This is a genomic window from Cellvibrio sp. 25HG11W-0, assembly GCF_057815475.1.
The window spans coordinates 909,966-934,942 of the sequence record NZ_CM174230.1; the positions used below are offsets into that span (position 1 = coordinate 909,966).

General features: G+C 47.8%; 17 protein-coding genes and 1 pseudogene. 14 read left to right on the forward strand and 4 right to left on the reverse strand.

What is annotated here, in order from left to right; genetic code table 11:
- Positions 1-22 precede the first annotated feature (22 nt).
- Positions 23-1,927: a DNA mismatch repair endonuclease MutL gene (gene mutL / locus AC0KUT_RS03960; protein ID WP_488833680.1), complete on the forward strand. Its 1,905-nt coding sequence runs from the start codon at positions 23-25 to the stop codon at positions 1,925-1,927.
- A gap of 3 nt (positions 1,928-1,930) precedes the next feature.
- Positions 1,931-2,347: pseudogene (miaA, locus tag AC0KUT_RS03965) on the forward strand (tRNA (adenosine(37)-N6)-dimethylallyltransferase MiaA); the annotation flags it as partial.
- Positions 2,348-2,438: 91 nt separating this feature from the next.
- Here the strand turns inward: miaA (AC0KUT_RS03965) and AC0KUT_RS03970 are convergent.
- Both AC0KUT_RS03970 and AC0KUT_RS03975 read right to left on the reverse strand, forming a co-directional pair.
- Positions 2,439-4,445 (reverse strand): methyl-accepting chemotaxis protein, encoded by a 2,007-nt coding sequence (locus AC0KUT_RS03970; RefSeq protein ID WP_488833682.1) that lies wholly within the window; start codon positions 4,443-4,445, stop codon positions 2,439-2,441.
- 1 nt (position 4,446) lies between these two features.
- Complete coding sequence (locus AC0KUT_RS03975; protein WP_488833684.1) at positions 4,447-5,694, reverse strand: ABC transporter substrate-binding protein; 1,248 nt, start codon at positions 5,692-5,694, stop codon at positions 4,447-4,449.
- Between the two features lie 855 nt (positions 5,695-6,549).
- Between AC0KUT_RS03975 and miaA (AC0KUT_RS03980) the strand changes: the two genes are divergently transcribed.
- From miaA (AC0KUT_RS03980) to AC0KUT_RS04035, 12 genes are all read left to right on the forward strand, one after another.
- The gene (gene miaA / locus AC0KUT_RS03980) at positions 6,550-7,509 is read left to right on the forward strand and encodes a tRNA (adenosine(37)-N6)-dimethylallyltransferase MiaA (protein ID WP_488833686.1); all 960 of its coding nucleotides are present in this window, start codon (positions 6,550-6,552) and stop codon (positions 7,507-7,509) included.
- Between the two features lie 119 nt (positions 7,510-7,628).
- Positions 7,629-7,895, forward strand: a complete 267-nt coding sequence (gene hfq, locus AC0KUT_RS03985; protein ID WP_488833687.1) for an RNA chaperone Hfq — start codon at positions 7,629-7,631, stop codon at positions 7,893-7,895.
- Positions 7,896-7,931: 36 nt separating this feature from the next.
- On the forward strand, positions 7,932-9,257 hold the full coding sequence (gene hflX / locus AC0KUT_RS03990; RefSeq protein WP_488833689.1) for a ribosome rescue GTPase HflX: 1,326 nt from the start codon (positions 7,932-7,934) through the stop codon (positions 9,255-9,257).
- 39 nt (positions 9,258-9,296) lie between these two features.
- Positions 9,297-10,433, forward strand: a complete 1,137-nt coding sequence (hflK, locus tag AC0KUT_RS03995) for an FtsH protease activity modulator HflK (protein WP_488833690.1) — start codon at positions 9,297-9,299, stop codon at positions 10,431-10,433.
- Positions 10,433-11,308: a protease modulator HflC gene (gene hflC, locus AC0KUT_RS04000; RefSeq protein ID WP_488833692.1), complete on the forward strand. Its 876-nt coding sequence runs from the start codon at positions 10,433-10,435 to the stop codon at positions 11,306-11,308. Before hflK ends, hflC begins: the two co-directional genes overlap by 1 nt.
- A gap of 177 nt (positions 11,309-11,485) precedes the next feature.
- Complete coding sequence (locus tag AC0KUT_RS04005; RefSeq protein WP_488833693.1) at positions 11,486-11,671, forward strand: DUF2065 domain-containing protein; 186 nt, start codon at positions 11,486-11,488, stop codon at positions 11,669-11,671.
- Positions 11,672-11,691: 20 nt separating this feature from the next.
- Positions 11,692-12,873, forward strand: a complete 1,182-nt coding sequence (locus AC0KUT_RS04010; RefSeq protein WP_488833695.1) for an ATP phosphoribosyltransferase regulatory subunit — start codon at positions 11,692-11,694, stop codon at positions 12,871-12,873.
- Positions 12,874-12,934: 61 nt separating this feature from the next.
- Positions 12,935-14,230, forward strand: a complete 1,296-nt coding sequence (locus AC0KUT_RS04015; RefSeq protein WP_488833697.1) for an adenylosuccinate synthase — start codon at positions 12,935-12,937, stop codon at positions 14,228-14,230.
- Between the two features lie 343 nt (positions 14,231-14,573).
- The gene (locus AC0KUT_RS04020; RefSeq protein ID WP_488833699.1) at positions 14,574-17,606 is read left to right on the forward strand and encodes a TonB-dependent receptor; all 3,033 of its coding nucleotides are present in this window, start codon (positions 14,574-14,576) and stop codon (positions 17,604-17,606) included.
- Positions 17,607-17,701: 95 nt separating this feature from the next.
- On the forward strand, positions 17,702-19,249 hold the full coding sequence (locus AC0KUT_RS04025) for a tryptophan halogenase family protein (protein WP_488833702.1): 1,548 nt from the start codon (positions 17,702-17,704) through the stop codon (positions 19,247-19,249).
- Entirely contained in the window at positions 19,246-20,742 is a 1,497-nt protein-coding gene (locus tag AC0KUT_RS04030; RefSeq protein ID WP_488833705.1) for a tryptophan 7-halogenase, read from the forward strand. Before AC0KUT_RS04025 ends, AC0KUT_RS04030 begins: the two co-directional genes overlap by 4 nt.
- Before the next feature lie 32 nt (positions 20,743-20,774).
- Positions 20,775-22,280, forward strand: a complete 1,506-nt coding sequence (locus AC0KUT_RS04035; protein ID WP_488835834.1) for a tryptophan halogenase family protein — start codon at positions 20,775-20,777, stop codon at positions 22,278-22,280.
- 285 nt (positions 22,281-22,565) lie between these two features.
- Here the strand turns inward: AC0KUT_RS04035 and AC0KUT_RS04040 are convergent, their stop codons facing one another.
- Positions 22,566-23,696: a glycoside hydrolase family 43 protein gene (locus tag AC0KUT_RS04040; RefSeq protein WP_488833707.1), complete on the reverse strand. Its 1,131-nt coding sequence runs from the start codon at positions 23,694-23,696 to the stop codon at positions 22,566-22,568.
- 46 nt (positions 23,697-23,742) lie between these two features.
- Positions 23,743-24,951: a D-mannonate dehydratase ManD gene (manD, locus tag AC0KUT_RS04045; RefSeq protein WP_488833709.1), complete on the reverse strand. Its 1,209-nt coding sequence runs from the start codon at positions 24,949-24,951 to the stop codon at positions 23,743-23,745.
- Between the last annotated feature and the right edge of the window lie 26 nt (positions 24,952-24,977).

Consider the following 24,977-nt stretch of genomic DNA (forward strand, 5'->3'; position numbering starts at 1 on the left):
TTATCAGCGATACTTTTTTCTCATGTCCAAAATCAAATTACTCAGCCCCCGCCTCGCCAACCAGATAGCTGCCGGTGAGGTGGTGGAGCGGCCATCTTCCGTTATTAAAGAATTGTTGGAAAACAGTTTGGATGCGGGTGCGACCCGGTTGGATATCGATGTGGAAGAGGGCGGTATTAAGCTGATGCGCGTGCGCGATAACGGCGGCGGCATAGAACAAGATGATCTCCCGCTGGCACTCAGTCGCCACGCCACCAGTAAAATTTATGAATTAGATGACTTAGAAGCCGTCGCTACGCTCGGTTTTCGCGGCGAAGCCTTAGCAAGTATCAGCTCAGTGGCGCGCTTGGCGCTCATTAGCAGCACCAACGAAGAGAGCGCCGGTTGGCAAGTGGTTGCCGAAGGGCGCGATATGGAAACGCAACTCAGCCCTGCGCCCCATCCGCGCGGTACAACGGTAGAGGTGCGCGATTTATTTTTCAACACGCCTGCGCGCCGCAAATTTTTGCGCACGGAAAAAACTGAATACACCCATCTTGAAGATGTCGTAAAACGCTTAGCCTTGTCGCGCTTTGATGTTGCCTTTAACTTGCGCCACAACGGCCGCGCCATTCACGCGTGGCGCGCAGGCGACACGCAGCTGGAGCAGGAGCGTCGCGTAGCACAAGTCTGCGGCCCTGCATTTATGGAAAATGCGCTGCATTTGGATATTGAACGCGGCAACTTGCGCTTATGGGGCTGGGTGTCACAGCCGACGTTTTCGCGCAGCCAGGCAGACCTGCAACACTTTTATGTAAACGGTCGCGCCATTCGCGACAAGCTGGTCGGCCATGCGGTACGGCAAGCCTATCAGGATGTGCTCTACCACGGTCGTCATCCCGCTTTTGTGCTTTATCTCGAAGTCGACCCAGCAACAGTTGATGTGAACGTGCACCCGACCAAACATGAAGTGCGTTTTCGCGATGGTCGCAGCGTGCACGATTTTATCTATTCAAGTTTGCATCGCGCCCTTGCGCAGGTGCGCCCAGAGGACACCTTGGCTCGGCAGCAAATCGGCGCTGGGGGTGAATTGCTCGATGCTCCACAACCTACGGCGCTTAGCCTAGCGGCTACACCTAGCGTGCAGGGTTTGGCGGCGGGTGAGTTCAAGGGGCAGGAGAGCATCGGTTTTCGTCCATCTCAAGGTGCAAGTCACGCTTCAGGAAATAGTTTTTCTCAGGGCGGTTATGGCAGCAGCTATCAACCGCGCAGTATTGAGCCAAACACAGTGCGCGAGCAGTTGGCGGTCTACGGCGAGTTGCACAACTCTACGCAAGCTCTGCCGGAAACGGCGAGTGACGATATTCCACCGCTCGGTTTTGCGCTGGCACAGCTTAAAGGGATTTATATTCTGGCGGAAAATGCCCAAGGCTTAATTCTCGTGGATATGCACGCTGCCCACGAGCGCATCACTTATGAGCGTATGAAAGAATCCTTTGCCAGTGGCGGTATCCAAACGCAACCACTGCTGGTGCCTGAGTCGGTTGCACTTAGTGAAAAAGAAGCAGACTGCGCAGAAAGTTTTTCCGATATTTTTAAAAGCCTTGGTTTTGAATTGCAGCGCGCAGGGCCGGAGACGTTATTGATTCGTCAAGTGCCGGTAGTGCTGAATCGCGCTAAAGTCGAACAGCTGGTGCGCGATGTGCTCTCGGACTTAATTGAACACGGCACCAGTGAGCGCATTCAGCATCACATCAATGAAATTCTCGGGACTATGGCCTGTCACGGCTCGGTGCGCGCCAATCGTCGCCTCACTATTCCTGAAATGAATGGTCTGTTGCGCGACATGGAGGCCACCGAGCGCAGCGGTCAGTGTAATCACGGGCGACCTACTTGGCTGCTGCAGTCGTTGGATGAACTCGACAAAATGTTTATGCGCGGTCAATAAATTATGTCGGTAACCACGAATACATCCACGCCAAAAAAACCTTCTGTCATTTTTTTAATGGGCCCCACTGCCTCTGGTAAAACAGATTTGGCGATAGCCCTTTGCCAGCGTTTGCCGGCAGACATTATCAGTGTGGATTCCGCGCTGGTGTATCGCGGCATGGATATAGGTTCGGCTAAGCCTAGCGCCGCAGAGCAGGCCGCCGCGCCTCATAGACTGCTGGATATTCGCGATCCAGCGCAGCCCTATTCCGCTGCAGATTTTTGCGCGGATGCGGAGCGTGAAATCGCCGCTATTCATGCCGCGGGTAAGATTCCGCTCTTGGTGGGCGGCACCATGCTCTATTTCAAAGCCTTGCTCGAAGGTTTGGCGCAAATGCCTGAAGCTGATACCGAGGTGCTTGCTCAAATTGAAACGGAGGTCGCACATCATAAGGTTGAGGTTTTGGTGACTTCAGTCTTGTGATGTGCTTAAACGCAGGTGCACCTGCGGTGACTGCTTTAAATTTAATCTAGCTAAGTACAAAAGTTTTCGTAAGCCCCTCTTGGGCTTTAGCCATTTGATTCAACTTGCTGCTAGAGGACTCAAGCTCTATCGCTCCGCGCTGCACTTGATCGGCAATATCAGACATGTTTACTACGCCGCGCGCCAATTCTGTTGCAACATTGCTCTGTTCACTCACCGCTTGGGCAATGGCGGAGGTCATGTCTTTAATGCGATCCAAACCTGTGGCTATGCCCTGCAATGAATTGCTGGCTAAATCTGATTGTTCCACACAGGCGTTAGCCACTTCGCGGTTGCGCACCATGATATTGGTAGCTTTTACCGCGCTGGCTTGTAGGCTTTCAATCATGTCAGAAATTTCTGCGGTAGATTTTTGCGTCTGAGTAGCCAGGGTGCGCACTTCGTCGGCCACTACCGCAAACCCGCGACCTTGCTCGCCTGCTCGCGCCGCCTCAATAGCCGCATTGAGCGCCAACAAATTAGTCTGCTGAGCTATTCCATTAATAACTGAAACTATGGTGCCTATACCGTCGGAACTTTGGCGCAAGCTATTCACTACTCGCCCCGCTTCATTTAGCTCGTTATTTAGGTCGCCAATTAATTCTTTATTGCGATTAACCACCAGCTGTCCCTCTTTGGTAGAGGTGTAGATTTCACCCACGACCGAGTTAGTATCGCGCGCATTGCCAGCAACCGCGTGGGCGGTTTGTTCCATTTCGGTGACTGCTGAGGCAAGACTTTCGGCCTGCGCTTTTTGCTCATCAATTTGATGGCGCGAGTTACCGCTAATTCGGTTGGCGTCTCCCGCCATTACCAAAAGCCCTTGCCCCTGATTTTTTAACTCGCGAATAACGGTGGTTAAACTTTTTACTACTTTATCGAGGGAGTGAGAGATTTCGCCAAACTCGCCCTCTTCGCAACGTTCGAAGCGATCAGTTAAATTATTATCGGCTAAAGCTTCAAGGCGGCGCACCAGCTGTACCATTGGCTTGCGCACCCCAGCAACTACCTTGGCGGCTACGCCTATGCCCACAATAAGAGAGATAAAAAATACAGTCCAAATGGTATTGCCGCCGCTACTAAGCGCTGCCTTTGTGGTTTCGTTTGAGTTGTCTGATAGACCCTTTAAGTGATTATTGAGCTGCGCAAGTTTTTGCATGCTGCCATCCAAATATGACACCAGCTCTTGCAAGAGTTTACGACTTTCAGTTTCCGCTTTTAAGCGTTCCTGTTGCTGGGTTAATACGCCGCTGCCGCCCGTGATATGGTATTTCAGAATGTCAACCGAAGCGGCTAAGGGTTTGGCTACGGCGGGAAATAGACTCGCCAATATAGAGAACTTTTTGTCGATATTGACCCAGAAATAGTGCAGCTCCTGTTCCACTTCCTGTAGGCTTTGCTCATCGCGAATAGCGGGTACGCGGCTAAGCGCGGCCGAGGCTTCATTGGCGTCCTGCTCAAGCGAAGCCAGGAGCCACTGGGAATTCATATCCGCATCGGCCATGTTGAAGCGAATGTCTTTCATTTCCGCCGGAAAGTATTGCCACTTATCTTCAAACTGACGTAGTGCTTGATATTCCGCCTCCACCGTTTCCAATAATTTTTTGTGAGCGATTAAATGCGCCGCCGACAACTCAAAGGTTTTTTCCGTAGCACCTTTGAGGGAGCTCATCATGCCCGCAATAACTTTGGTGTCTTCGGCCAACTCTTCGGCCCACTTGACCTCTTTGTGGTAGGCGTCTTTATAGTCGTTGTATTTGCTTTCAATCGTCTTTAAGCGCCCTAAATCATGCTCGGCAGCGTGCTGGCTAACCGCTTGAGCAGCGCCCTGTAAATTTTGGGTGAGCAGTGCGCTGGATTGTAACAGCGGCGCCACCATGCCCGCCGATAATTCCATATTGCCCGACAAATGCTTTTGGCTACTAACACTAAATCCCGCCAACACCAATTGCAGTAATAGCAAAATGGCAAAGCCAAAAATAACCTGTGTGACTATAGAAAGTTTTAAGTTCATGTTATTGCCCGCTCCTAAAATTTTCTTTCGCCTGACGCCAGCGCTTGTTCCAATAATTCATACTGCCCGCAAAGTCAGGGCTGAGCAGAATATTGCGAATGTAGTTACCGCTCATGTAATCCATGCCCGCCTTATTTGCCATGCGAATAAAGTCATTGCTCTCGGGCGCGGCTTGAATCATTAATGGTTCAAAAGACATATATTCTTTTAACTGCGGCAGGCTGGATGAGCGCTCCTTGGCTGTGGGAATAAAACCCGCCACATCGGCAAAATCTGACTGGGTGATAATGAATTTTATCCAGGCCTTAGCCGTCTCCTGATTTTTGGAGTAGCGACTTACCGCCATCCCCCAATCAAAATTAAGTACTGCTTTAGTGGGGCTGGCATTGTCGAGTGGGAATGGAATGAAACCTATGTCTTGAGAGCGCATCCCTGACTCGATTAACTGTGGAATAACCCAGTTGCCTAAATAAAACATAGCGGTTTTATTTTTAATAAAATTCTGTTTGGATGCCTCCCAATTGTTGCCAATGAAGTCGGCTTCGCTGTAACCAGAGGAAAATAATTTATGCGCAATACTTAGGGATTGATAATAGGGTTTTCCCGCCGAAAAGGGTTGGGCATCGGTAATCATTTTGGCAAAGTAATCGCCGTCATTGGCCAGCGCCATCACTGACTTATCCCACTGTTGCAGTGGCCAAGCGGCTCCCAAATTAAGTGCTATGGGTACCTTGCCTTTGGTTTTTAATTGCTGCGCCACTGCCAAAAGTTCATTAAGAGTTTTGGGTAGGTTGTTAATGCCTGCATCGTCAAATATTTTTTTATTGTACACCAACCCCTCAGCGATAACGCCCTGTGTATAAGCGTACTGCTGAGTTTCGTACTCCCAGTTTTTAGCAAAATAAATACTCTCACCTAAGGCTAAATCATTGAGCGGAACAAAATATTTTGGGTAGGTTTGTTTGGGCATGTCGCGCGGCACCAACATCACATCGCCATAGCTGCGCGCTTCAAAACGCTTGGGCATACTTACTTCATAATCGGCGATACCCTGCACCTTTACGCTAGCCCCCGGGTGCTGCGCCTGAAACTCTTTGGCCCAGCGCGCGTAGTTGCCATTGGCGACCAAATCGACACGATTGACGTAAAAGGTGATTTCCCCGGTGACCGCCGCCGTCAAAGAAAGCGGCCAAGATAACAAGGCAAATAACAGCGCGCGGATTAAACAATAGAATCGAGGAGAGAACATGAAATAGCCCAGTTAAATAGTCTATGGGGGGAAGCAGGTATCCTTAATAACAACCCAAAATAAAACACATACGATATGAATACATTGAAAAACCAATGCTAGACCGCAGCAGTCCTCTCAAGAACCAAAATAATCACCGCAGTCGCAAGCCTTGGCGCAACCAAGGAAACCGTTTACAAACTTTAGCCCACATTAGCACCATATCAAGTAGCTTCAGGTGAAAAGTTCCATGATTGCCGAGACGCATTACGACGTTTTGTACAAACAAAATTAGCCTCCGTCAACAAAAAGCCCCCGGGGAAACTTGCATCGCCCGGGGGGAAGGTGGGTTGTATTTTTAGCAGCAATGACTCACGGCACCTAGATATTTAGCGCGTCGCCTGTGAGCTACTGATTTAAGCCTGATATGACTGTGAGAGCTGCTTGATTGTCAGCAGCTGAGCTTGTGTCAGCCCATGTGAATTCCCTTGCTCTAAGCATTGTTGTTCGTCGCCCCCTGTGTACTGTGTTCGGCTTCATTAGCTGCGCAGTAGCGTTGGATATATCCAGCCACTGCTGACTTCGTTATGGCGGGGCCAGGGCACAACTAACAACCGCCTAAGGGCGTCAACCATTGGCACACTCTTGGCTCGACCGCTGCTAGTTGAGCATGCCACCAATACCATCGCGCAGGGTCTAGGCTTTGGCGTACTAGCTGGCAAGGTGTACTGATTGCGCTACCGCATGTGCACCGTCACAAAGCTATCCACTAAGCGCGATTAGGTGGTAAGTGCTATCATTTCCGTCTTTTATTTTTAAGGCTAGGCCTTAACAGAGGTGTTAGTGAGCAATCATCGGCCAAGGGTTATTTTTTTAATGGGCCCTACCGCTGCAGGCAAAACCGATTTGGCGATTGCCTTGTGCCAACAGCTGCCATTGAAGATCATCAGTGTCGATTCTGCGCTGGTGTATCGCGGCATGGATATAGGTTCGGCTAAACCTACCGCTGCAGAGCAGGCCGCCGCGCCTCATAGACTGCTGGATATTCGCGATCCTGCGCAGCCCTATTCGGCTGCAGATTTTTGCGCGGATGCGGAGCGTGAGATCGCCGCTATTCACACCGCGGGTAAGATTCCGCTCTTGGTGGGCGGCACCATGCTCTATTTCAAAGCCTTGCTCGAAGGTTTAGCGCAAATGCCTGAAGCAAATGCCGACGTGCGCGCACAAATTGAAGCAGAGGCTGCAGAGCATGGCTGGCCTCATATTCATCAACTGTTGGCTGAGGTTGACCCGCAAACGGCAGCAGAAATTCACCCCAATCACTCGCAGCGTTTAAGTCGTGCCTTAGAGGTTTATCGCGTCAGTGGCGTCACCATGGCGCAGTTGCGGGCGCAGCAGACGCAAAGTCAGCCTCAGCCTTTTACCGATCGTTTTAATGTTTGTCAGTTGGCGATTGCACCGCGCGATCGCACCATTTTGCACGAGCGTATCGCGCAGAGATTTCACAATATGCTGGCAGCAGGTTTTATTGACGAGGTGAAGTTACTCCATAGTCGTCACGATTTGCATGACGCCTTGCCTGCGATCCGCGCAGTGGGTTATCGTCAAGCGTGGGAATATTTAAATGGCGCATTAAGTTACGAGGAGATGATTGAGCGCGGGATTATCGCCACGCGCCAATTAGCTAAACGTCAATTTACGTGGTTGCGCGGTTGGTCGACAAGTGCAAATAGTGATCTACAATGGGTATACACGGAAAATGAGCAGGGTATTTCGCTCACAAAGGAAGAAATTGTGCTTTGTGCCTTGAATTTTATAGGCGCTAGGGCCATATAATGCCATAGTGAGATACCTAGTCAGTTTTTCATGCTTTTGTTCCACCCCCTCCTTCGGAAGTAAAAGGAGACTTAGGTGGGTAAACTTTGTAGTTTTTTATTGTCCCGAGGAGAATAAACATGTCAAAAGGGCATAGTTTACAAGACCCTTACCTGAACGTCCTGCGCAAAGAGCGCGTGCCTGTTTCCATTTATTTAGTAAATGGCATCAAGTTACAGGGTCAGGTTGAGTCATTTGATCAGTTTGTCGTGCTGTTGAAAAACACCGTAAGCCAAATGGTTTACAAGCATGCTATCTCCACAGTAGTCCCCTCTCGTGCGGTACGTGTTCCGCTGTTGAATGAAGCTGACGGCACCGAAAGCGAAGAAGACGATCAGGCCGAGTAATCTATCAAAACATTGATACTACCTCGAGGTCGCTAATTGTTTTTTGATCGTCCCGAATCAGGTGAACTGGCTGTGCTAGTTCACCTGAATTTAGCTTACGGCCAAGATGCCGAAGATCCCCGTGAATTCGAAGAGCTGGTGTTATCCGCTGGCGGCGACCCTGTGGCTTTTATAACGGCACAGCGCGCCAAACCCACCGCTAAATTTTTTATCAGCACAGGCAAGTTGCAAGAGCTGCAACAAGCAGTGGCTGAACATCACGCCGAATTAGTGATTTTTAATCACACACTTACTCCAAGTCAGGAGCGCAATCTTGAAGCGGTTCTGCAATGCCGCGTGCTTGATCGGACGGGCTTAATTCTCGATATATTCGCACAGCGCGCGCGCACCTTTGAAGGCAAGCTGCAAGTTGAGTTGGCGCAGTTGCGCCACAGCGCTACGCGTTTGATTCGCGGATGGACGCATCTAGAGCGCCAAAAAGGCGGCATAGGTATGCGCGGCCCAGGTGAAACTCAACTAGAAACAGATCGTCGTTTGCTGCGCGGACGTATAGTTCAAATTGAGCAGCGCTTGGAAAAAGTGCGCTCCCAGCGCGAGCAGGGGCGGCGTTCGCGTCAGCGCGCTGCCATACCAACGGTATCCCTCGTGGGTTATACCAATGCGGGTAAGTCGACGCTGTTTAATTTTTTAACTGGCGCGGATGTCTACGCTGAAAATCAATTGTTTGCGACCCTCGACCCGACCATGCGCCGCATTGAGTTGGCGGATGTCGGCGCTGTGGTGATGGCTGACACGGTAGGTTTTATCAGTCATTTGCCGCATCGGTTGGTAGAGGCGTTTCGCGCAACCCTAGAAGAGGCGAGTAACTCAACCTTGCTTCTGCACATTATTGATGCCGCAGCGGAAGAGCGCTTGTATAACATTGAGCAAGTGGACTTGGTGTTGGCTGAAATTGGCGCTGCAGAGTTGCCGCAACTGAAGGTATACAACAAGGTTGATTTGCTTGAAGATACCGTCCCGCATGTAGAGCGCGATGAGAGCGGAAAGCCCACTGCAGTTTGGCTGTCGGCGCAAACAGGCGCTGGTTGCGAATTGTTGGCACAGGCAGTTTCCGAATTACTCGGCAAAGAAATTGTTGCAGGTACACTGATATTGGCCCCTGAATTGGGGCGCTTGCGCGCCATGCTTTATGCGCAGCAGGCAATTGTTCACGAAGATTATCGGGCCGATGGCGCTAGCTTGTTGCAGCTGCGAGTGCCGCAAAGTGATTTTTTGCGTATTCTCAGCACCGCATCACTCGCTGCTGAGCAGCTCGAGTGGGCAGAAGACTTGCCGCCTAGAGAGTTGCAAACGCCAGAATGATCCCCAATATATTATTAACTTTAGCGCTGGAGAACGATTATGGCCTGGAATGAACCGGGAAAAGATAAAGACCCATGGGGCGGTCGCGGTGGCGGCAATAGCAACGATGGCCCGCCAGATTTAGATGAGGCCTTTAAAAAGTTTCAAGACAAGCTTAGTGGTATTTTTGGTGGTGGTTCCGGCGGTGGTTCTTCCTCCGGTGGTGGCAGCTTGGGGCCCTTGTTTGCCATTGCTTTGGTAGTTTTGGCCTTTATTTATGCGGGCGTGGGCTTTTATCAGGTTGATACCAAAGAGCGTGCAGTGGTGCTACGTTTCGGTGCCTTCTCTGAAATTAAGGGTGCTGGTTTGAATTGGCGCTGGCCTTTGGCTGAGCAAGTATCGATCGTTAACGTCACGGCCGCACGTCAATACCAATCGAAAGGTTTGATGCTGACGCAAGACGAAAGTATTGTTGAGTTGCCCATTACTGTGCAGTACAACGTCGATGAGGTGAAAGAATTCGTACTTAACGTGCGCGACCCAGAGGCGAGCTTGCGTCACGCGACTGATTCCGCTGTGCGTCACGTGGTGGGTTCGACAGAATTGAGTCAAGTGCTATCTGAAGGCCGCGAAGCAATTGCGGCGGAAGTGAAACAGCGCTTGCAGGATTATTTGCGCTCTTATAAGTCTGGTATTCAGGTGATTAACGTGAATATTCAAGAGGCTCGCCCGCCAGAAGAAGTGCGCGCTGCTTTTGATGATGTGATTAAAGCGAAAGAAGATGAGACCCGCTTGAAGAATCAGGCGCAGGCTTATGCTAACGGCATTATCCCTGAGGCGCGCGGTAAGTCGCAGCGCTTAATCGAAGAGTCTGAAGCCTATAAAGCTGAAGTGGTCGCCCGCGCCGATGGTGAGGCTGATCGTTTTGAAAGCCTCTTAACGGAATACAAGCGTGCCCCCGAAGTGACGCGTCAACGTTTGTATCTCGATACAATGGAGAGTGTCATGACTCGCTCTTCCAAGGTGATGGTGGATGTCAAAGGCGGCAACAATATGTTGTATTTACCATTGGATAAAATGGGTAACCGAGCGGCAGTTGATACCAGCACGCAAATGACACCCGCAGAAGCTTATACCAATCGCGCTAATCAAGCGGTGGAAGCCAACAGACCTGCAGTGCGCAGGGAGGTACGCTAATGTCTACTAAAAATTCTTTTTTCCTAGCTGTTCTCGCTTTAGGCTTGGTCATAATGCTCAATAGTCTTTATGTGGTCACTGAGATGGAGCGCGCAGTCGTCTTGCGTTTTGGTCGTATGGTGCAAGCTGATGTGCCGCCGGGCTTGCACATAAAGATTCCCTTTGCAGAAAAAGTACGTAAGTTTGATGGCCGTTTGTTAACGGCGGATATGGCAACGGAAAGCTTTTTTACCGTTGAGAATAAGCGTCTGTTAGTTGACTCCTACATCAAATGGCGTGTGAAAGATGTCGAGGCATACTACAAGGCAACTGGGGGTGATGAGGCTACAGCGGAAAACCGTTTGACGCAGCGTGTTGCTGATGGTTTGCGTAACCAGTTTGGTCGTCGCACCTTGCATGATGTAGTGTCGGGCAAGCGCGATGAGTTGATGAGTGAGATCACGCATAGCATCAACCAAGATGCCATGGAGTTACTGGGTGTTGAAGTTAAAGATATTCGCGTAAAGCGTGTTGATTTCCCGTCTGAAGTTAGTCGTTCGGTATTTGATCGTATGTCTGCAGACCGTGAAAAAGAAGCGCGTGAATATCGCTCTCAGGGTAAAGAGCAGGCAGAAGTGATTTCCGCTGATGCTGATCGTCAAAAGGCGGTGCTGGAGGCAAATGCTTTCCGCGATGCTGAGCGTATTCGCGGTGAAGGCGATGCTAAAGCAGCTGCTATCTATGCGGCGGCTTACAGTAAAGACCCTGAGTTTTATGCTTTTGTGCGCAGTCTCAATGCATATCGCAGCGGTTTTAGCTCTAAAGATGACTTGTTGGTGGTTGACCCCGACAGTGACTTCTTTCAATACCTTAAGAGCCCTAAAGGCAAAAAATAACACAGGTGCTCGACTGTCGCTTAGGTGTTGGCAGTCGAGTAATTCATCGCGGGATGTAATTGCTGAAATTTTGCCTACAACTCCCCGTCGAAACAGTGTTAAAATGCCGCAACCGAGCCCATCGCTCGGTTTTTTTATGTGTGGGCTTCGGATTTTCGCTCTGGCACAGAGGTTTTTATGTGGGAAGAGTTTGCTAAAGCCTTTTGCCTAATGCTGGTTTTGGAGGGCGTTATTCCCTTTTTATACCCGACGCGCTGGCGTCGTCTGGTTGCCAGCTTGGCTGTGATCAATGATCGCCAGCTGCGCTTTATAGGTCTGGGCTCCATGCTCTTGGGCGCCGGCCTTTTATACCTAATTCAATAACGGGAATCTTCAATTCAAACATGACTTACGCAGATCGCTGGTTATTACCCGATGGGGTGGAAGAGATACTTCCTGCAGAAGCCAAAGCTATTGATGGTTTGCGCCGCCGTTTACTCGATGTTTACAGCACCTGGGGTTATGATCTGGTGATTCCGCCATTGTTGGAATATACCGATTCACTGCTTATAGGTTTGGGTCGCGATGTCGATTTGCTGACCTTCAAAGTAACTGATCAATTAACGGGGCGAACGCTTGGCATTCGCGCGGACATTACCCCGCAAACCGCGCGTATGGATGCGCATAGTTTTCATCGTGCCGGCGCCAATCGCCTGTGCTATGCCGGTCATGTGGTACACACCCGTCCTAAAAGCCCTTTGGCTACGCGCACGCCGATTCAGGCAGGGCTAGAATTTTACGGTGAACCCAGTGTGACGGCTGATATTGAGGTTGTCTCGCTGTTGTTAGAGTCGCTAATGATTGCTGGCCTGCCGAGTTTACATATCGACCTTGGACATGTAGGGATTTATCGCGCTATAGCGCGGGATGCAGGCCTAAGTCGCGCGCAAGAAGAAGCTTTTTTTGAGTTGCTACAGCGTAAAGCAACAACGGAAATTCGCGTTTGGGTTGCCGAACATATTAAAGATGCCGTTCAGGCTCAGCGTTTTTTAGCGCTGCCTAATTTAGCGGGAAATAAAGACGTTTTACAGCAAGCGCGCAGTCTTTTTGCGGGATTGGATGATGCCATTGCTGCAGTTCACCAGCTTGAAGTTGTGGCTGATGTGGTTGCGCAGCGCTATCCGGCTGCTGAACTCTATTTTGATTTGGGTGAATTGCGCGGTTATCACTATCTAACCGGTTTGGTGTTTGCGGCATTTGCCCCCGGTTTTGGTAATCCCATCGCCAGTGGTGGTCGTTACGATCATATTGGCGAAGTGTTTGGTCGCGCGCGCCCAGCTACGGGTTTTGCGGTAGATATTACCGCTATCAGTAAATTAGGTTTACTCGCTCATCATTCTGTAGGTGCTATAGGTGTGGTTGATAGCACTGATCCGCTGCAGTGGCGTGCGGTGCAAGCGCTGCGCGCTCAAGGGGAGCGCGTCATCAGTGTCGCGCAAGCAGCAGATTTCGATGAGTTGGGGTGTGAGCGCCAGTTGGTATTGGTGGGCGATAGCTATCAGGTCGAAGTCCTAGTGTCGGCTTAGGTGTCGATGCATATGGTCAAACAGTTTTTCCATTTTTTTAGCACAGAGAGTTAAACCAGTCATGGGCAAGAACGTTGTGATATTGGGCAACCAATGGGGTGATGAAGGCAAGGGTAAGATCGTTGATTTATTAACGGATCAAGTATCTTTGGTGGCTCGTTTTCAAGGCGGCCATAACGCCGGCCATACGTTAGTCATTGACGGTAAAAAAACCGTACTGCACTTAATTCCCTCGGGCATTTTGCGCGAAGGTGTTACTTGTCTTATTGGCAATGGTGTCGTACTTTCGCCTGAAGCGCTATTCAAAGAAATTGCTGAGTTAGAAGCTACAGGGGTGCCTGTTCGCTCGCGTTTGCGCCTTTCTCCTGCTTGTCCGCTCATTCTTCCTTATCACGTTGCCTTGGATCAAGCGCGTGAATTGGCGCGTGGCGATGCAAAAATTGGTACCACGGGGCGCGGAATTGGCCCGGCTTACGAAGACAAGGTTGCGCGTCGCGGTTTGCGCTTGAGCGATCTGTTGGACTTGAAGTCGTTTGCGGTAAAGTTGAAAGAAATTCTCGCGTATCACAACTATATGCTTACTCATTACTACAAGGTTGAAGCGGTTGATTTTGACAAGGTAATGGCTGACTGCACGGCTTGGGCCGATCAGTTGATCCCCATGATCTCCGATGTGACTGACTTGTTGCACACGGCGCGTGAGCAAGGGCAAAGTATTTTGTTTGAAGGTGCGCAGGGCTCCTTGCTGGATATTGATCACGGAACCTATCCGTTTGTGACCTCGTCCAATACCACCGCTGGTGGCACGGCGACGGGTTCAGGTTTTGGGCCGCTGTATTTGGATTATGTGCTGGGCATCACCAAGGCTTATACCACTCGCGTAGGCTCGGGTCCTTTTCCTACTGAGTTGGATTGTGAAGTTGGTGCCTATTTAGGTGAGAAAGGTCATGAGTTTGGCGCAACTACTGGTCGTAAGCGTCGCTGTGGTTGGTTTGATGCGGTTGCTGTACACCATGCTAATCGTATCAACAGCGTGACCGGAATTTGCCTGACCAAACTTGATGTATTGGATGGGCTTAAATCCGTAAAAATCTGTATTGGCTATCAAAATCAGCAAGGTGAGAGTATTGGTATTCCGTTTGATGCGGAAGGCTGGGAAAATGTACAGCCTATATATGAAGAAATGCCAGGTTGGAGTGAATCTACTGTGGGCGCTAAAACCTTGGCGGAATTGCCTGCCAATGCGCGCGCTTACATAGAGCGCTTAGAGGTATTGGTGAAGGCGCCGATTGATATCATTTCAACGGGGCCTGATCGTGTTGAAACGATTGTTTTACGCCATCCATTTGATGAATAAATAGTCATATTTGTCGCCTAAAAAAGCCCGCCTAATCCGCGGGCTTTTTTATTTACAAAAAAACAAATTGCGGGTGATGAAAAATGCGCTATGTTAGTTGGTAGCGCTATCATTTAACTAAAAAAAGATACCCTTATGTCGCTTATATTGTTATGGTCAAATTGACAAAAAGATTTTGTTTGAGCTAGTATTGGGAGACCTTGCCATGCCTGTGGGCTGTGGTCAGGGTGCAGAGAAATAATTAACGTAAAACAAAGCAAGGCGAGATTTTTTGTCCAGGTTGGTCACGTAAGGGCAATTAATAATAATCACCTACATCATAATGTTAAGAAAGGGGTTGGCTATGGTTTTCCATAACAAAGAGTTAAAAACACAAATTCAGCAAGGCAAAAAATTCAAAAAGTCTATCTTGGCCGTTTGTATTATGGCTATTGGAGCTCCTGTATTTGCGCAAGATGCTTCAACAAATGGTGAAGTTGCTGAAGAGGTGCTTGTTACTGGTGTTCGCGCTAGTTTGCAGAATGCTCAGGATATAAAACGTGAGTCATCGACTGTTGTTGACGCTATCTCGGCATCAGATATTGGCTCCTTGCCTGACAAGAGTGTTTTGGAGTCGTTGCAGCGTGTACCTGGTGTGTCTATTGAGCGTTTTGCTGGCAGAAACGATCCGGATCACTTTTCTATCGAAGGTAGTGGCGTGACTCTTCGTGGTCTGCCTCAAACTCGCAGCGAATTTAACGGTCGCGATTCATTTTCCGCTAACAGCGGACGCGGTCTTAGCTTTCAAGATGTTCCTCCAGAACTAATGGCAAAAGTTGAAGTTTTTAAAAGCCAAAGCGCGAAAATGGTTGAAGGCGGTATTTCAGGTACTATCAATCTTAATACTCGCAAACCTTTTGATTCATCGGATCGTCAGTTGGCTTTTAGCGCTGCAGCTAACTATGCTGATCTTTCAGAAGAAACCAAACCAAGTATTTCAGGGTTGTATAGCGACAGATGGGATACTGGTGCAGGTGAGTTCGGTTTCTTGATTAGCTTGGCTACGTCAGAGTTAACCAGTCGTACTGATGGGGTTGCTTATGGGCAAGTGGGTAACAACATTGATGGCAATGGTGAATTAACGGCAGAAGAAAGATTTCAAAATACCAATGTGATGGTGGATGGCCAGACAGTAAAACGTTTTGCTCCTATCAATGGCCGCATTACGTCTGCAATTCAAGAGCGTGAGCGCAATGGTGGATCGCTGGTTGGGCAATGGCGTAATCCTGATGACACCTTGCTTGCTACCGTTGAGTATGTCTACTCTGATTCTGGCCGCAATTGGTTAGAGCACAACATCGAGTCAGACGATAAAATTGGTACTTATTCAGATCTCACAGCGAATGGTCTCTACGTAACTAGTGGTGAAGTCAATAACGTTGATTCCTACACTACTACTTCGCGTTTTTCAGACACTAATTCTAAAGTTGAAGACTTCTCGTTCCGTCTTGAATTCACTCCGTCAGATGAGTTGAAATTGGTTGGAGATGTGCAGTATGTAAAAGCATCCACCGACTCAATCGATATGAGTATTCAGACAGGTGTGCGTGCCGACACACAATTCGATTTCACATCTGATCGCCCTACTGTGCTCCTGACCTCTCCCGATGCAGGTGTGAGTTCCGAAGACTTCTTTGTTGATCCTGCTAACTACTACTGGCGTTCAGCAATGGATCACCTTGAGGACAGCGAAGGTGATGAATTTGCAATTAAGTTGGATGCTGAATATCAAGTTGATAATGGCTGGTTGCAGTCTGTTGAGGCGGGTGTGCGTTTCTCAGAACGTGAGCAAAACGTTAAATGGTCACAATACAATTGGGGTAACCTCTCTGAGAATTGGGCAGGTGATGGTCGGAAGTATTTCTCTGGCTTGCAGGACAATACTCCATGGGATGGTGACAGCAAAAATGGCATCCCCTACGAAAACAACATCGCATTTGACCAGTTCTCCTATGCCGGTGGTCACTTCCGTAAGGGTAATAAGAGCGGCGTAGAGGGCGGTAATTTCTTAGCAGCATCTGAAGGGCTAATCACAAACTACGCTAACTTCGTGGCGGCTACCAGACCCTTTGGTTATCAGCCTGCAGGTTATAGAGATACTGCCTATGATGGCGGACTTTACACCCTAGCAGAACTGACTAACACTACAGAGACCAATCAAGCAGCCTATGTGCAGTTTAACTTTGCCGATAGTGAGGAGCGCTTAACTGGTAATGTGGGCGTGCGATTTGTTAAGGTTGAAACAGAGTCAGTTGGCGGTAATGCATACCCTGAAGTGTGGGATGCTAATTTAGCTGACGCAATTGCTGACTGTGTTAGCTGTGATACTGTGAAGTTGGCTGAAGATCAGAAATTTGCCAATGGCGCTTTAAATATAAGTTCTGTCACGGGGTCGTTTACCAAGACACTACCTAGCCTCAATTTGCGCTATCTGGTTACTGATGATGTGCAAGCACGTTTTGCTGTGTCTAAGGCGATCGCTTTTGCGGACATCGGTAATTTACGAAACTACACTTCTATTAGCTCACAGCCAACATTGACTCGTCCTACTGAAGATGCAGCACCAACAAACGTAACCTTCGAGTATCGGGGTAGCGGTGGTAACCCTAACCTTCAACCGATGGAGTCTACTAATTACGACGTTGCGGTTGAATGGTATTTTGCGGATGCAGGCTCTGTGTTTACGGGTCTTTTCTATAAAGACATGAGTAATTTCTTTGCTAATGAGGCCGTAAATACCACGGTAACAAATAACGGTGTGACTCGCACCGTTTTGATGGATTTGCCTGTTAACAAAAGTGTAAATGCATCTATAGCCGGTTTTGAAGCTGGGTATCAACAGTTCTACGATATGCTACCTGAGCCATTTGATGGTTTAGGTTTGCAGGTGAACTTAACTTTGTTGGATGTCAGTGGTACTTCACCTAACAGCAATATTGATCCGGCGAACCCACCAGGTAGTGATGATGCTGGCTTTACTCCTACCTATACTGATTTGCCGTTACAGGGGATGTCTGAGACTACCTATAACATCGTGGGTATGTATGAGAAAGATAATGTGTCTGTTCGTTTGGCGTACAACTGGCGCTCAGATTATTTGTTGACTACTCGTGATGTTATTACCAAGTTGCCAATTTATGCTCAGGCGTCTGGTCAGTTAGATGGTTCGATTTTCTATACCATCAATGACAACTTCAAAATCGGTTTGGAAGGTTCAAACTTGATGGATGAAGTAACCTGGACCAAAATGCAGGTTAATCAAGAAGGTTCGGTAATTCCTCGTAATTACTTTATCAATGACCGTCGTTTCTCAATTGTCTTGAAGGGTCAGTTCTAATTCAGGATTGTTGATATTGATAGCTAAGGATGCACACGGCGTTATTGCCGTGTGCATTTTTTTTGCTTGTAACAATTCTTTAGTGGGGTTAGTTTATGCACGAAGAAAAAATAAAAAAGATTGTAATTGTTGGTGGAGGGACATCAGGCTGGATGACAGCGGCTGCGCTCGCGCACTGTCTAAAAAATAAAGGCTACGCTATTACATTAATCGAATCTGAGGCAATTGGGACGGTCGGAGTGGGTGAGGCAACACTGCCACATTTGCGCTTTTTTAACCAGACCCTCGGAATTGATGAAGCTGAGTTTATGGTGGCAACAAATGCAACCTATAAAATGGGCATTGAATTTTCTAACTGGGGAAAGATGGGTGATGCTTATATCCACCCTTTTGGAGAGTACGGTAAGGAGATTAGTGGCATTGCGTTTCACCATTATTGGTTAAAGCAGTATCATCAAGGATTGGGTAAATCTATTGATTATTATTCGCTTCCTGTTGTTGCTGCAGCACAGCAAAAGTTTATGTTCCCCATGAGTGATGAGCGGTCGGTTTTTTCAACCTACTCTTATGCTTTCCATATAGATGCCGGTATGTATGCATTCTACCTTAGAAAATACAGTGAAAATCTTGGCGTCAGCAGGGAAGAGGGAAAAGTCGTTGCGGTTAACCAACGCGATAATGGCGAGATTAGCTCGGTACAGCTTGAAAGTGGCGTGATAATCGATGGTGATTTCTTCATTGACTGTTCTGGCTTTCGCGGAGTTCTTATTGAGCAAGCACTTAAAACAGGCTACGAGAATTGGAGCCATTGGTTGCCGTGTAATAGAGCTGTTGCTGCGCCTTCTGAATTGCAGGGAGCGCTATTGCCTTACACCAAATCCATTGCACAAGTTGCTGGTTGGCGCTGGCGTATACCGCTTAGGCATCGCACTGGCAACGGTCACGTATATTGCAGCGAGTTCATGAGTGATCAAGATGCTTGCGATACGTTGGTGAGTAATATCGATGGGAAGTTAATTACAGATCCTAAGTTTTTACAATTCACCACGGGGAAGCGAAAAAAAACGTGGAATAAAAACTGTGTGGCGATTGGCTTATCGGGTGGATTCCTTGAGCCACTTGAGTCGACGAGTATATACTTAATTCAAATTGCAATCATGAAGTTGATTGAGTTTTTTCCAGATAAAACATTTGATTCGGCTGGAGTTGATGAGTTTAACCGCTTGATGGATATCGAGTATTTACGAGTCAGGGATTTTCTTATTCTTCACTACCATGCCACACAACGAAATGATGCACCTTTTTGGGATTATTGCCGGAATATGTCTATTCCCGATGAGCTTGCCCATAAAATGGCTCTGTTTCGTGAGCGAGGGCATGTGGTTGATTATCAGGGCGGATTATTTTTGGAGCCTAGTTGGATTGCCGTTTACCTTGGGCAGGGAGTGGTGCCTAGAGCTTATGATCCTCGTGTTAATTGGATGAGTAATCAACAGCTTGAAAAAACTATGGTAGAAATAGAGGCGCTGATTGATCGCGCTGCTATGCAAATGCCTGCACATCAATTGTTTCTAGAGCAGCATCAAGCTAACGCAGATGGACGTCCAAAAGCATTAATGAGCTTATATGGGGGTCGCCAATGACTTCGCATCGGCTTGTTATCTATGGTGGAGGGGTGAGCGCTTGGGTTACGGCTGCCGCACTTACAAATGCCTATCCGCGAGATATTCTACAGGTTGTGCTAATCGATCCCGATGTGGTCACGAATGAGCCTTCGATTGCTGACTCGGGGTTCACCTCTTTGCGCCGCTTTCATATCAATATGCGCATTTCTGAACGTGAACTCATGAGTCAAACTTCCGCCACTTTTAAGGTGGGGACGAAATATAAAAGTTGGTCCAACTCGGATCAAAACTTTATTCATGCTTTTGGTAATTATGGCAGCATGCTGGACGGCATTGATTTTCATCAATACGCAGTTTTGTTGCATCAATGCGGAGATAAAACTTCTTTCGATGCATATTCCTTAGCGGCACAATCAGTCAGATCAAAAAAATTTGGATTTCTCAATAAAGACTTGCTTGAGAAGGGCTTTAATTTAGATTACTCCTTGCATGTTGATCTCGCTCAATACAGCCAGTTTATGCAATCGTTTGCTTTGAAAAAGCAGTTGGATGTGATTCGTGGGCGGTTAGATCATTTAACTATCGATGCTGATGGCAATATTCAAACGGTTGTGCTGAATTCTGGCGAAGTCGTTAGCGGAGATTTCTTTTTTGATTGTAGTGGCAGTGATTCAGTTTTAATAAGGCAGTTGCAAGAGGACAAGTTTTTAAGATGGAACAAAGAGTTACCTGTTGATAAACAGATCAATATTGTGGCTGACTTGGCGCCTAAGTCGGGATTGTGTACTGAGTTGTCGGTGCATTCTGGTGGTTGGTTAAAATCGATTCCGCTGAGAGATAAAACCTTGTTCTCGCTAACCTATAGTAGTGAGTTTGAGTCTGATGAGGATGCCATAGCCGCTGCAATGAGTTTCGGCTGCGTTGGTCTATCGGAGGCTGTGCAGCCATCTAACACTGTACCTGGCCGACGGGAAAAGTTTTGGTTAAACAACTGCCTTGCAATTGGTGCCGCTGCAGGTAATTTTACCGATCTTACCTTTTCCTATTTGCACCATGTGCAAAGTGGAGTTTTGCGGTTTATTGATTTGTATTCGGCTTCAGGTGAGAATTATTTTTCTGCACAGCAATACAATCAGCTGACGTCTGATGAATATGCTCGCGTACTGGATTATCAACAACTCAATTTATTGCTAAACGCCTCGGGGTCATCTGATTTCTGGTCTGGCATAAGTGAAATGCCACTCACTACTGAGTTAAAGCGAAAACTTAATTTATTTAAAGCGCGAGGTAAGCTGGCGTTCGAGGAGTATGAAACCTGGTTGCCTGGTGCATGGATATCGTTGCTATTGGGGAATGATTATTGGCCTGAAAAACATGATGTTCTTTTAAATGGCTGCAATTTGGAATTGGTTGTTAAGCGTTTGAGTCAAATGCGCATGGTAAATTCTCATCTTGTTACCCAGCTTTCTAATGAGGACGAAATATTAGCTAAATACGCAATGCTAAAGTAACTACCAATACTCTGGATTTCAGTGTGGATATTATGAATGATAATAAAATTAAAAAAATAGTCATTGCCGGTGGTGGTACAGCCGGTTGGATGACTGCAGCGGCGCTTAGCAAAGTGCTGGGATGTACTAATTATGAGGTGCATTTAGTCGAGTCAGAAGAGATTGGAACTATTGGCGTGGGAGAAGCAACGATTCCTCACCTCCAGAAATTTAATCAAATTCTGGAAATTGACGAAAATGAGTTCATGAAAAAAACTCAAGCAACATTTAAATTGGGTATTGAATTCATTAATTGGAAGAAAATTGGCCATAGTTACGTCCACCCTTTTGGCTCTTATGGCGAAGATATAAATGCTTTTTCATTTCATCAGTACTGGCTAAAACTGAAAAGCTGCGGATTAGCTTCTAGTTTGGAGAAATACTCTATTGCTATTATGGCTGCGCGCCATAAAAAATTTACTCGACCACTTAATATCAATGGTTCTCCCTTGTCAGATTTTGGCTATGCATTTCAGTTTGATGCTGGCCGTTATGCTCATTTTTTGCGAGACTACGCTGAGGTTCGTGGTGTGACTCGCACGGAGGGAAGGATTGCTTCGGTCGAGCTTTGCGAAAATAATGGGTATATCAAGTCGCTGACGCTTGCCGGTGGAGTAGTCATTGAAGGGGACTTCTTTATTGACTGTACCGGTATTCGTGCTCTGCTAATTGAAGGTGCGTTGAAAACCGGATTTGAGGACTGGTCGCACTGGCTCCCTTGTAATAGTGCGGTAGCTGCGCCATGTGAAAAAATTGAAGAGCCAATTCCTTATACGCGCGCAACTGCTCACTCGGCAGGATGGCAGTGGCGCATACCCTTACAGCATAGAACTGGAAATGGGCATGTTTATTCAAGCCAGTATATGAGTGATGACGAAGCTACAGGAATTCTGCTAAAAAATTTAGATGGCGCCGTTATTGCGGACCCTCGTGTGATTCGCTTTAAAACCGGGCGCCGTCAGAAATTTTGGAATAAAAATTGTGTTGCTATCGGTCTTTCCAGTGGCTTTTTGGAACCGTTGGAATCTACCAGTATTCATTTAATACAAACAGCAATTTCCAAGTTGATTAATTTGTTTCCGTCGCGGCGTTTTATGGAGGATGGTGCAGAGCTCTATAACAAAAACACGATTTTTGAATATGAGCGAATCCGTGATTTTTTAATATTGCATTATAAAGCTACTGAACGCTCAGACTCTGATTTTTGGAATTATTGCCGTGATATGGATGTGCCAGAATATTTGCTTGAGAAAATCAAGCTTTATGTTTCCACTGGGCGAATCTATCGAGAAAATGAGGAGCTGTTTAGCGTCCCGAGTTGGTTGTCTGTATTTGAGGGGCAGGGTATTCAGGCGGAAGAATATCATCCAGCGGTGGATTCATGGCTCTTGACAGAGTTAGAAAAAAAGTTTCAATCTTATGAGCAGATTATTAATAAATGTGTTGATTTTATGCCTGCACATTCAAAGTACATAGCTGATAACTGTAAAGCTGGGTGAGCCTTAAGTATTAATCCTTCTTAGATTATTGGTGCCGTGATGGGAGCAAGAAAGACTTTAAATGACCTAGCTCAACACTAGGGTTGTTTGAAGCAAAAAAGTTAGACGTATCCATGCTGTTTTTTATTAGTGGCTCGTTTCATAAGAAAGATACGGCTATTGATTGGTGTGTACAAATAATCTTCGCTTAGGAATACTAAGCGCCAAACTTCACCTTTGTTTTTCAAACATAACCCCCACCGGATAATATCTGGCGGGGGTTATGTTTTATCAATACATAAACTGCTAGTCGAGATAAGCATCAATCGTTTGAATGGTGCCGTCTTCGTTGTATTTTAGCTCGGTCATTTTTACGCTGCGAAGATGGGTTTGGCCGCCAGAGAGTGAGGAGTCGTGGTAGAACAAATACCACTTGCCGTTGAATTCAACGATGGAGTGGTGATTGGTCCAGCCCAGTACAGGTGTAAGTACTACACCTTTGTAGGTGAAGGGGCCATAGGGTGAGTCACCCATTCCGTAGGCGATGTAATGAGTGTCACCGGTAGAGTAGGAGAAATAATATTTGCCGTTGTATTTGTGCACCCAAGCCGCTTCAAAAAAGCGACGGTTATTATCAGTGCCGAGTAAGGGGACGCCGCCGCCATCTAGCAAGACTATATCTTTAGGCTCTTCAGCAAATTGCAGCATATCATCGCTCATGCGCGCGATTTTTGGGCGCAGTGCGGGTTCATCGCTGGCGGGGTAGATGTCTGTAGAGTTATAGGTGCCAGTTGTCCAGTTTTGTAGTTGTCCACCCCAAATGCCACCGAAGTACATGTAGTAAGCGCCGTCGTCATCCTTAAATACCGAGGGATCAATACTAAAACTATTTTTGATTGGTTCTGCTTCTGGCTTAAAGGGGCCTGTAGGGGAATCGCTGGTTGCTACGCCCATACGGAAAATGTCTGTTTTATCTTTAACGGGGAAGTACAGGTAGTAGGTGCCATCTTTTTCCGCAGCATCAGGGGCCCAAAGTTGGCGGCCAGCCCAAGGAATGTCTTTGATGTCCAAGGCTACGCCGTTGTCAGTAACTGGGCCGCCTACATCATCCATCGAGAGAACATGATAGTCGCGCATGGCGAAGTGGTCGCCGGAATCGCTCATGGGAATGCCTGCTTCAATATCATGAGAAGGATAGATATAGAGCTTGCCATTGAAAACATGGGCAGAAGGGTCTGCTGTATAAATATTGGTAACCAGTGGCTCGCCGATGAATTGTTCACTTGGCGCTGGTGTGGGTACGGTAATGGCAGCAACTGAACTGGTTGCTGCTACGGCTGGCGTTGTTGTTGGTGCTTCCGCTTTTTCTTGGCAGCCAGAAATGAGCAGGGCGCTGCTGAAAAGGCCTGCAGCAAGCAGTGCTTGGGTCTGTGACATAAAGTATTCCTCGTTATTAGTAATTCGGCTGAGTATAACAGCTTAGTTACCAATGCCAGAGTGTGCCATCTTCTAGGCGATTTACCGGTAAACAGGCGCGCTTATAGGGATATTTGGCGGCGAGTTTTTCATCGATATCCACACCGTGACCGGGTGTTTCACCGGGGGTGAAGTAGCCGTCGTCAAAGCGGTAGGCGTGAGGAAATACCTCATCCATTTGAGGGCTGTGGGCCATGTGTTCCTGAATCCCGAAGTTGGGCGCCCAGAAGTCGAAGTGCAAGGCTGCACCCATGCAGACAGGCGATAAGTCGGTGGCACCGTGAAAACCAGTGCGCACGTTGAACAGGCTGGCAAAATCTGCGATACGACGCACGTGGGTGATACCGCCTGCATGAACAATGGTGGTACGAATATAGTCGATGAGCTGGTTTTGAATCAGTTCGCGACAGTCGTGAATGGAATTAAACACTTCGCCTACAGCCAGGGGCGTGGTGGTGTGTTGGCGAATGAGTTTAAAGGATTCCTGATTTTCCGCCGCTACCGCATCTTCCAGCCAAAACAGGTGATAGGGTTCTAGGTCTTTACCTAAACGCGCGGCCTCAATCGGTGTGAGGCGATGATGGACATCGTGAAGCAGGTGTAGGTCGCGCCCAAACTCTTTGCGCACAGCGGCGAAGACCTCAGGAATAAAATTCAAATACTTTTCTGTGGACCAAGATTCTTCTGAGGGCAGATCGGCATCAGCGGGTTCATAGCTTTTATCGCCTTTGGCAACACCGTAGGTTTTCTCAATGCCGGGAATGCCGCATTGCACGCGTATCGCCTTGTAGCCTTGTGCTTTGGCTTTAGCAACGGCGGCGAGAGTAGATTCTAAATCTTTGCCGTTAGCGTGGGTGTAGGTGAGTATGCGCTCGCGACTTTTGCCACCCAAAAGTTGATAGAGGGGCATATTCGCCAGCTTAGCTTTAATGTCCCAGAGTGCTACATCAATCGCGGCGAGAGCGGTCATGCCGATGGGGCCGCGACGCCAGTAAGCGCCGCGATAAAAGAATTGCCAAATATCTTCAATGCGCTGGGGGTCGCGACCGATCAGTGAGGGAATTAAATAATCTTCTAGATAAGACACCACGGCTTTTTCGCGCCCATTGAGGGTGGCATCGCCTATGCCGTAAACGCCTTGATCGGTGGTGATTTTTAAGGTGACAAAGTTTCTGCCGGGGCAGGTGACAATCACTTTTGCATCAACAATTTTCATTCAATCATATCTCGACTACTTGAAAT

Coding starts and splice junctions, on each gene's coding strand:
- AC0KUT_RS04040 (WP_488833707.1), bottom strand. CDS start 23,696: ATGTCACAGACCCAAGCACTGCTTGCTGCAGGCCTTTTCAGCAGCGCC.
- manD (WP_488833709.1), bottom strand. CDS start 24,951: ATGAAAATTGTTGATGCAAAAGTGATTGTCACCTGCCCCGGCAGAAAC.
- AC0KUT_RS04025 (WP_488833702.1), top strand. CDS start 17,702: ATGCACGAAGAAAAAATAAAAAAGATTGTAATTGTTGGTGGAGGGACA.
- AC0KUT_RS04030 (WP_488833705.1), top strand. CDS start 19,246: ATGACTTCGCATCGGCTTGTTATCTATGGTGGAGGGGTGAGCGCTTGG.
- AC0KUT_RS04010 (WP_488833695.1), top strand. CDS start 11,692: ATGACTTACGCAGATCGCTGGTTATTACCCGATGGGGTGGAAGAGATA.
- AC0KUT_RS04015 (WP_488833697.1), top strand. CDS start 12,935: ATGGGCAAGAACGTTGTGATATTGGGCAACCAATGGGGTGATGAAGGC.
- hfq (WP_488833687.1), top strand. CDS start 7,629: ATGTCAAAAGGGCATAGTTTACAAGACCCTTACCTGAACGTCCTGCGC.
- AC0KUT_RS04035 (WP_488835834.1), top strand. CDS start 20,775: ATGAATGATAATAAAATTAAAAAAATAGTCATTGCCGGTGGTGGTACA.
- hflC (WP_488833692.1), top strand. CDS start 10,433: ATGTCTACTAAAAATTCTTTTTTCCTAGCTGTTCTCGCTTTAGGCTTG.
- mutL (WP_488833680.1), top strand. CDS start 23: ATGTCCAAAATCAAATTACTCAGCCCCCGCCTCGCCAACCAGATAGCT.
- AC0KUT_RS04005 (WP_488833693.1), top strand. CDS start 11,486: ATGTGGGAAGAGTTTGCTAAAGCCTTTTGCCTAATGCTGGTTTTGGAG.
- AC0KUT_RS04020 (WP_488833699.1), top strand. CDS start 14,574: ATGGTTTTCCATAACAAAGAGTTAAAAACACAAATTCAGCAAGGCAAA.
- AC0KUT_RS03975 (WP_488833684.1), bottom strand. CDS start 5,694: ATGTTCTCTCCTCGATTCTATTGTTTAATCCGCGCGCTGTTATTTGCC.
- hflK (WP_488833690.1), top strand. CDS start 9,297: ATGGCCTGGAATGAACCGGGAAAAGATAAAGACCCATGGGGCGGTCGC.
- AC0KUT_RS03970 (WP_488833682.1), bottom strand. CDS start 4,445: ATGAACTTAAAACTTTCTATAGTCACACAGGTTATTTTTGGCTTTGCC.
- miaA (WP_488833686.1), top strand. CDS start 6,550: ATGGGCCCTACCGCTGCAGGCAAAACCGATTTGGCGATTGCCTTGTGC.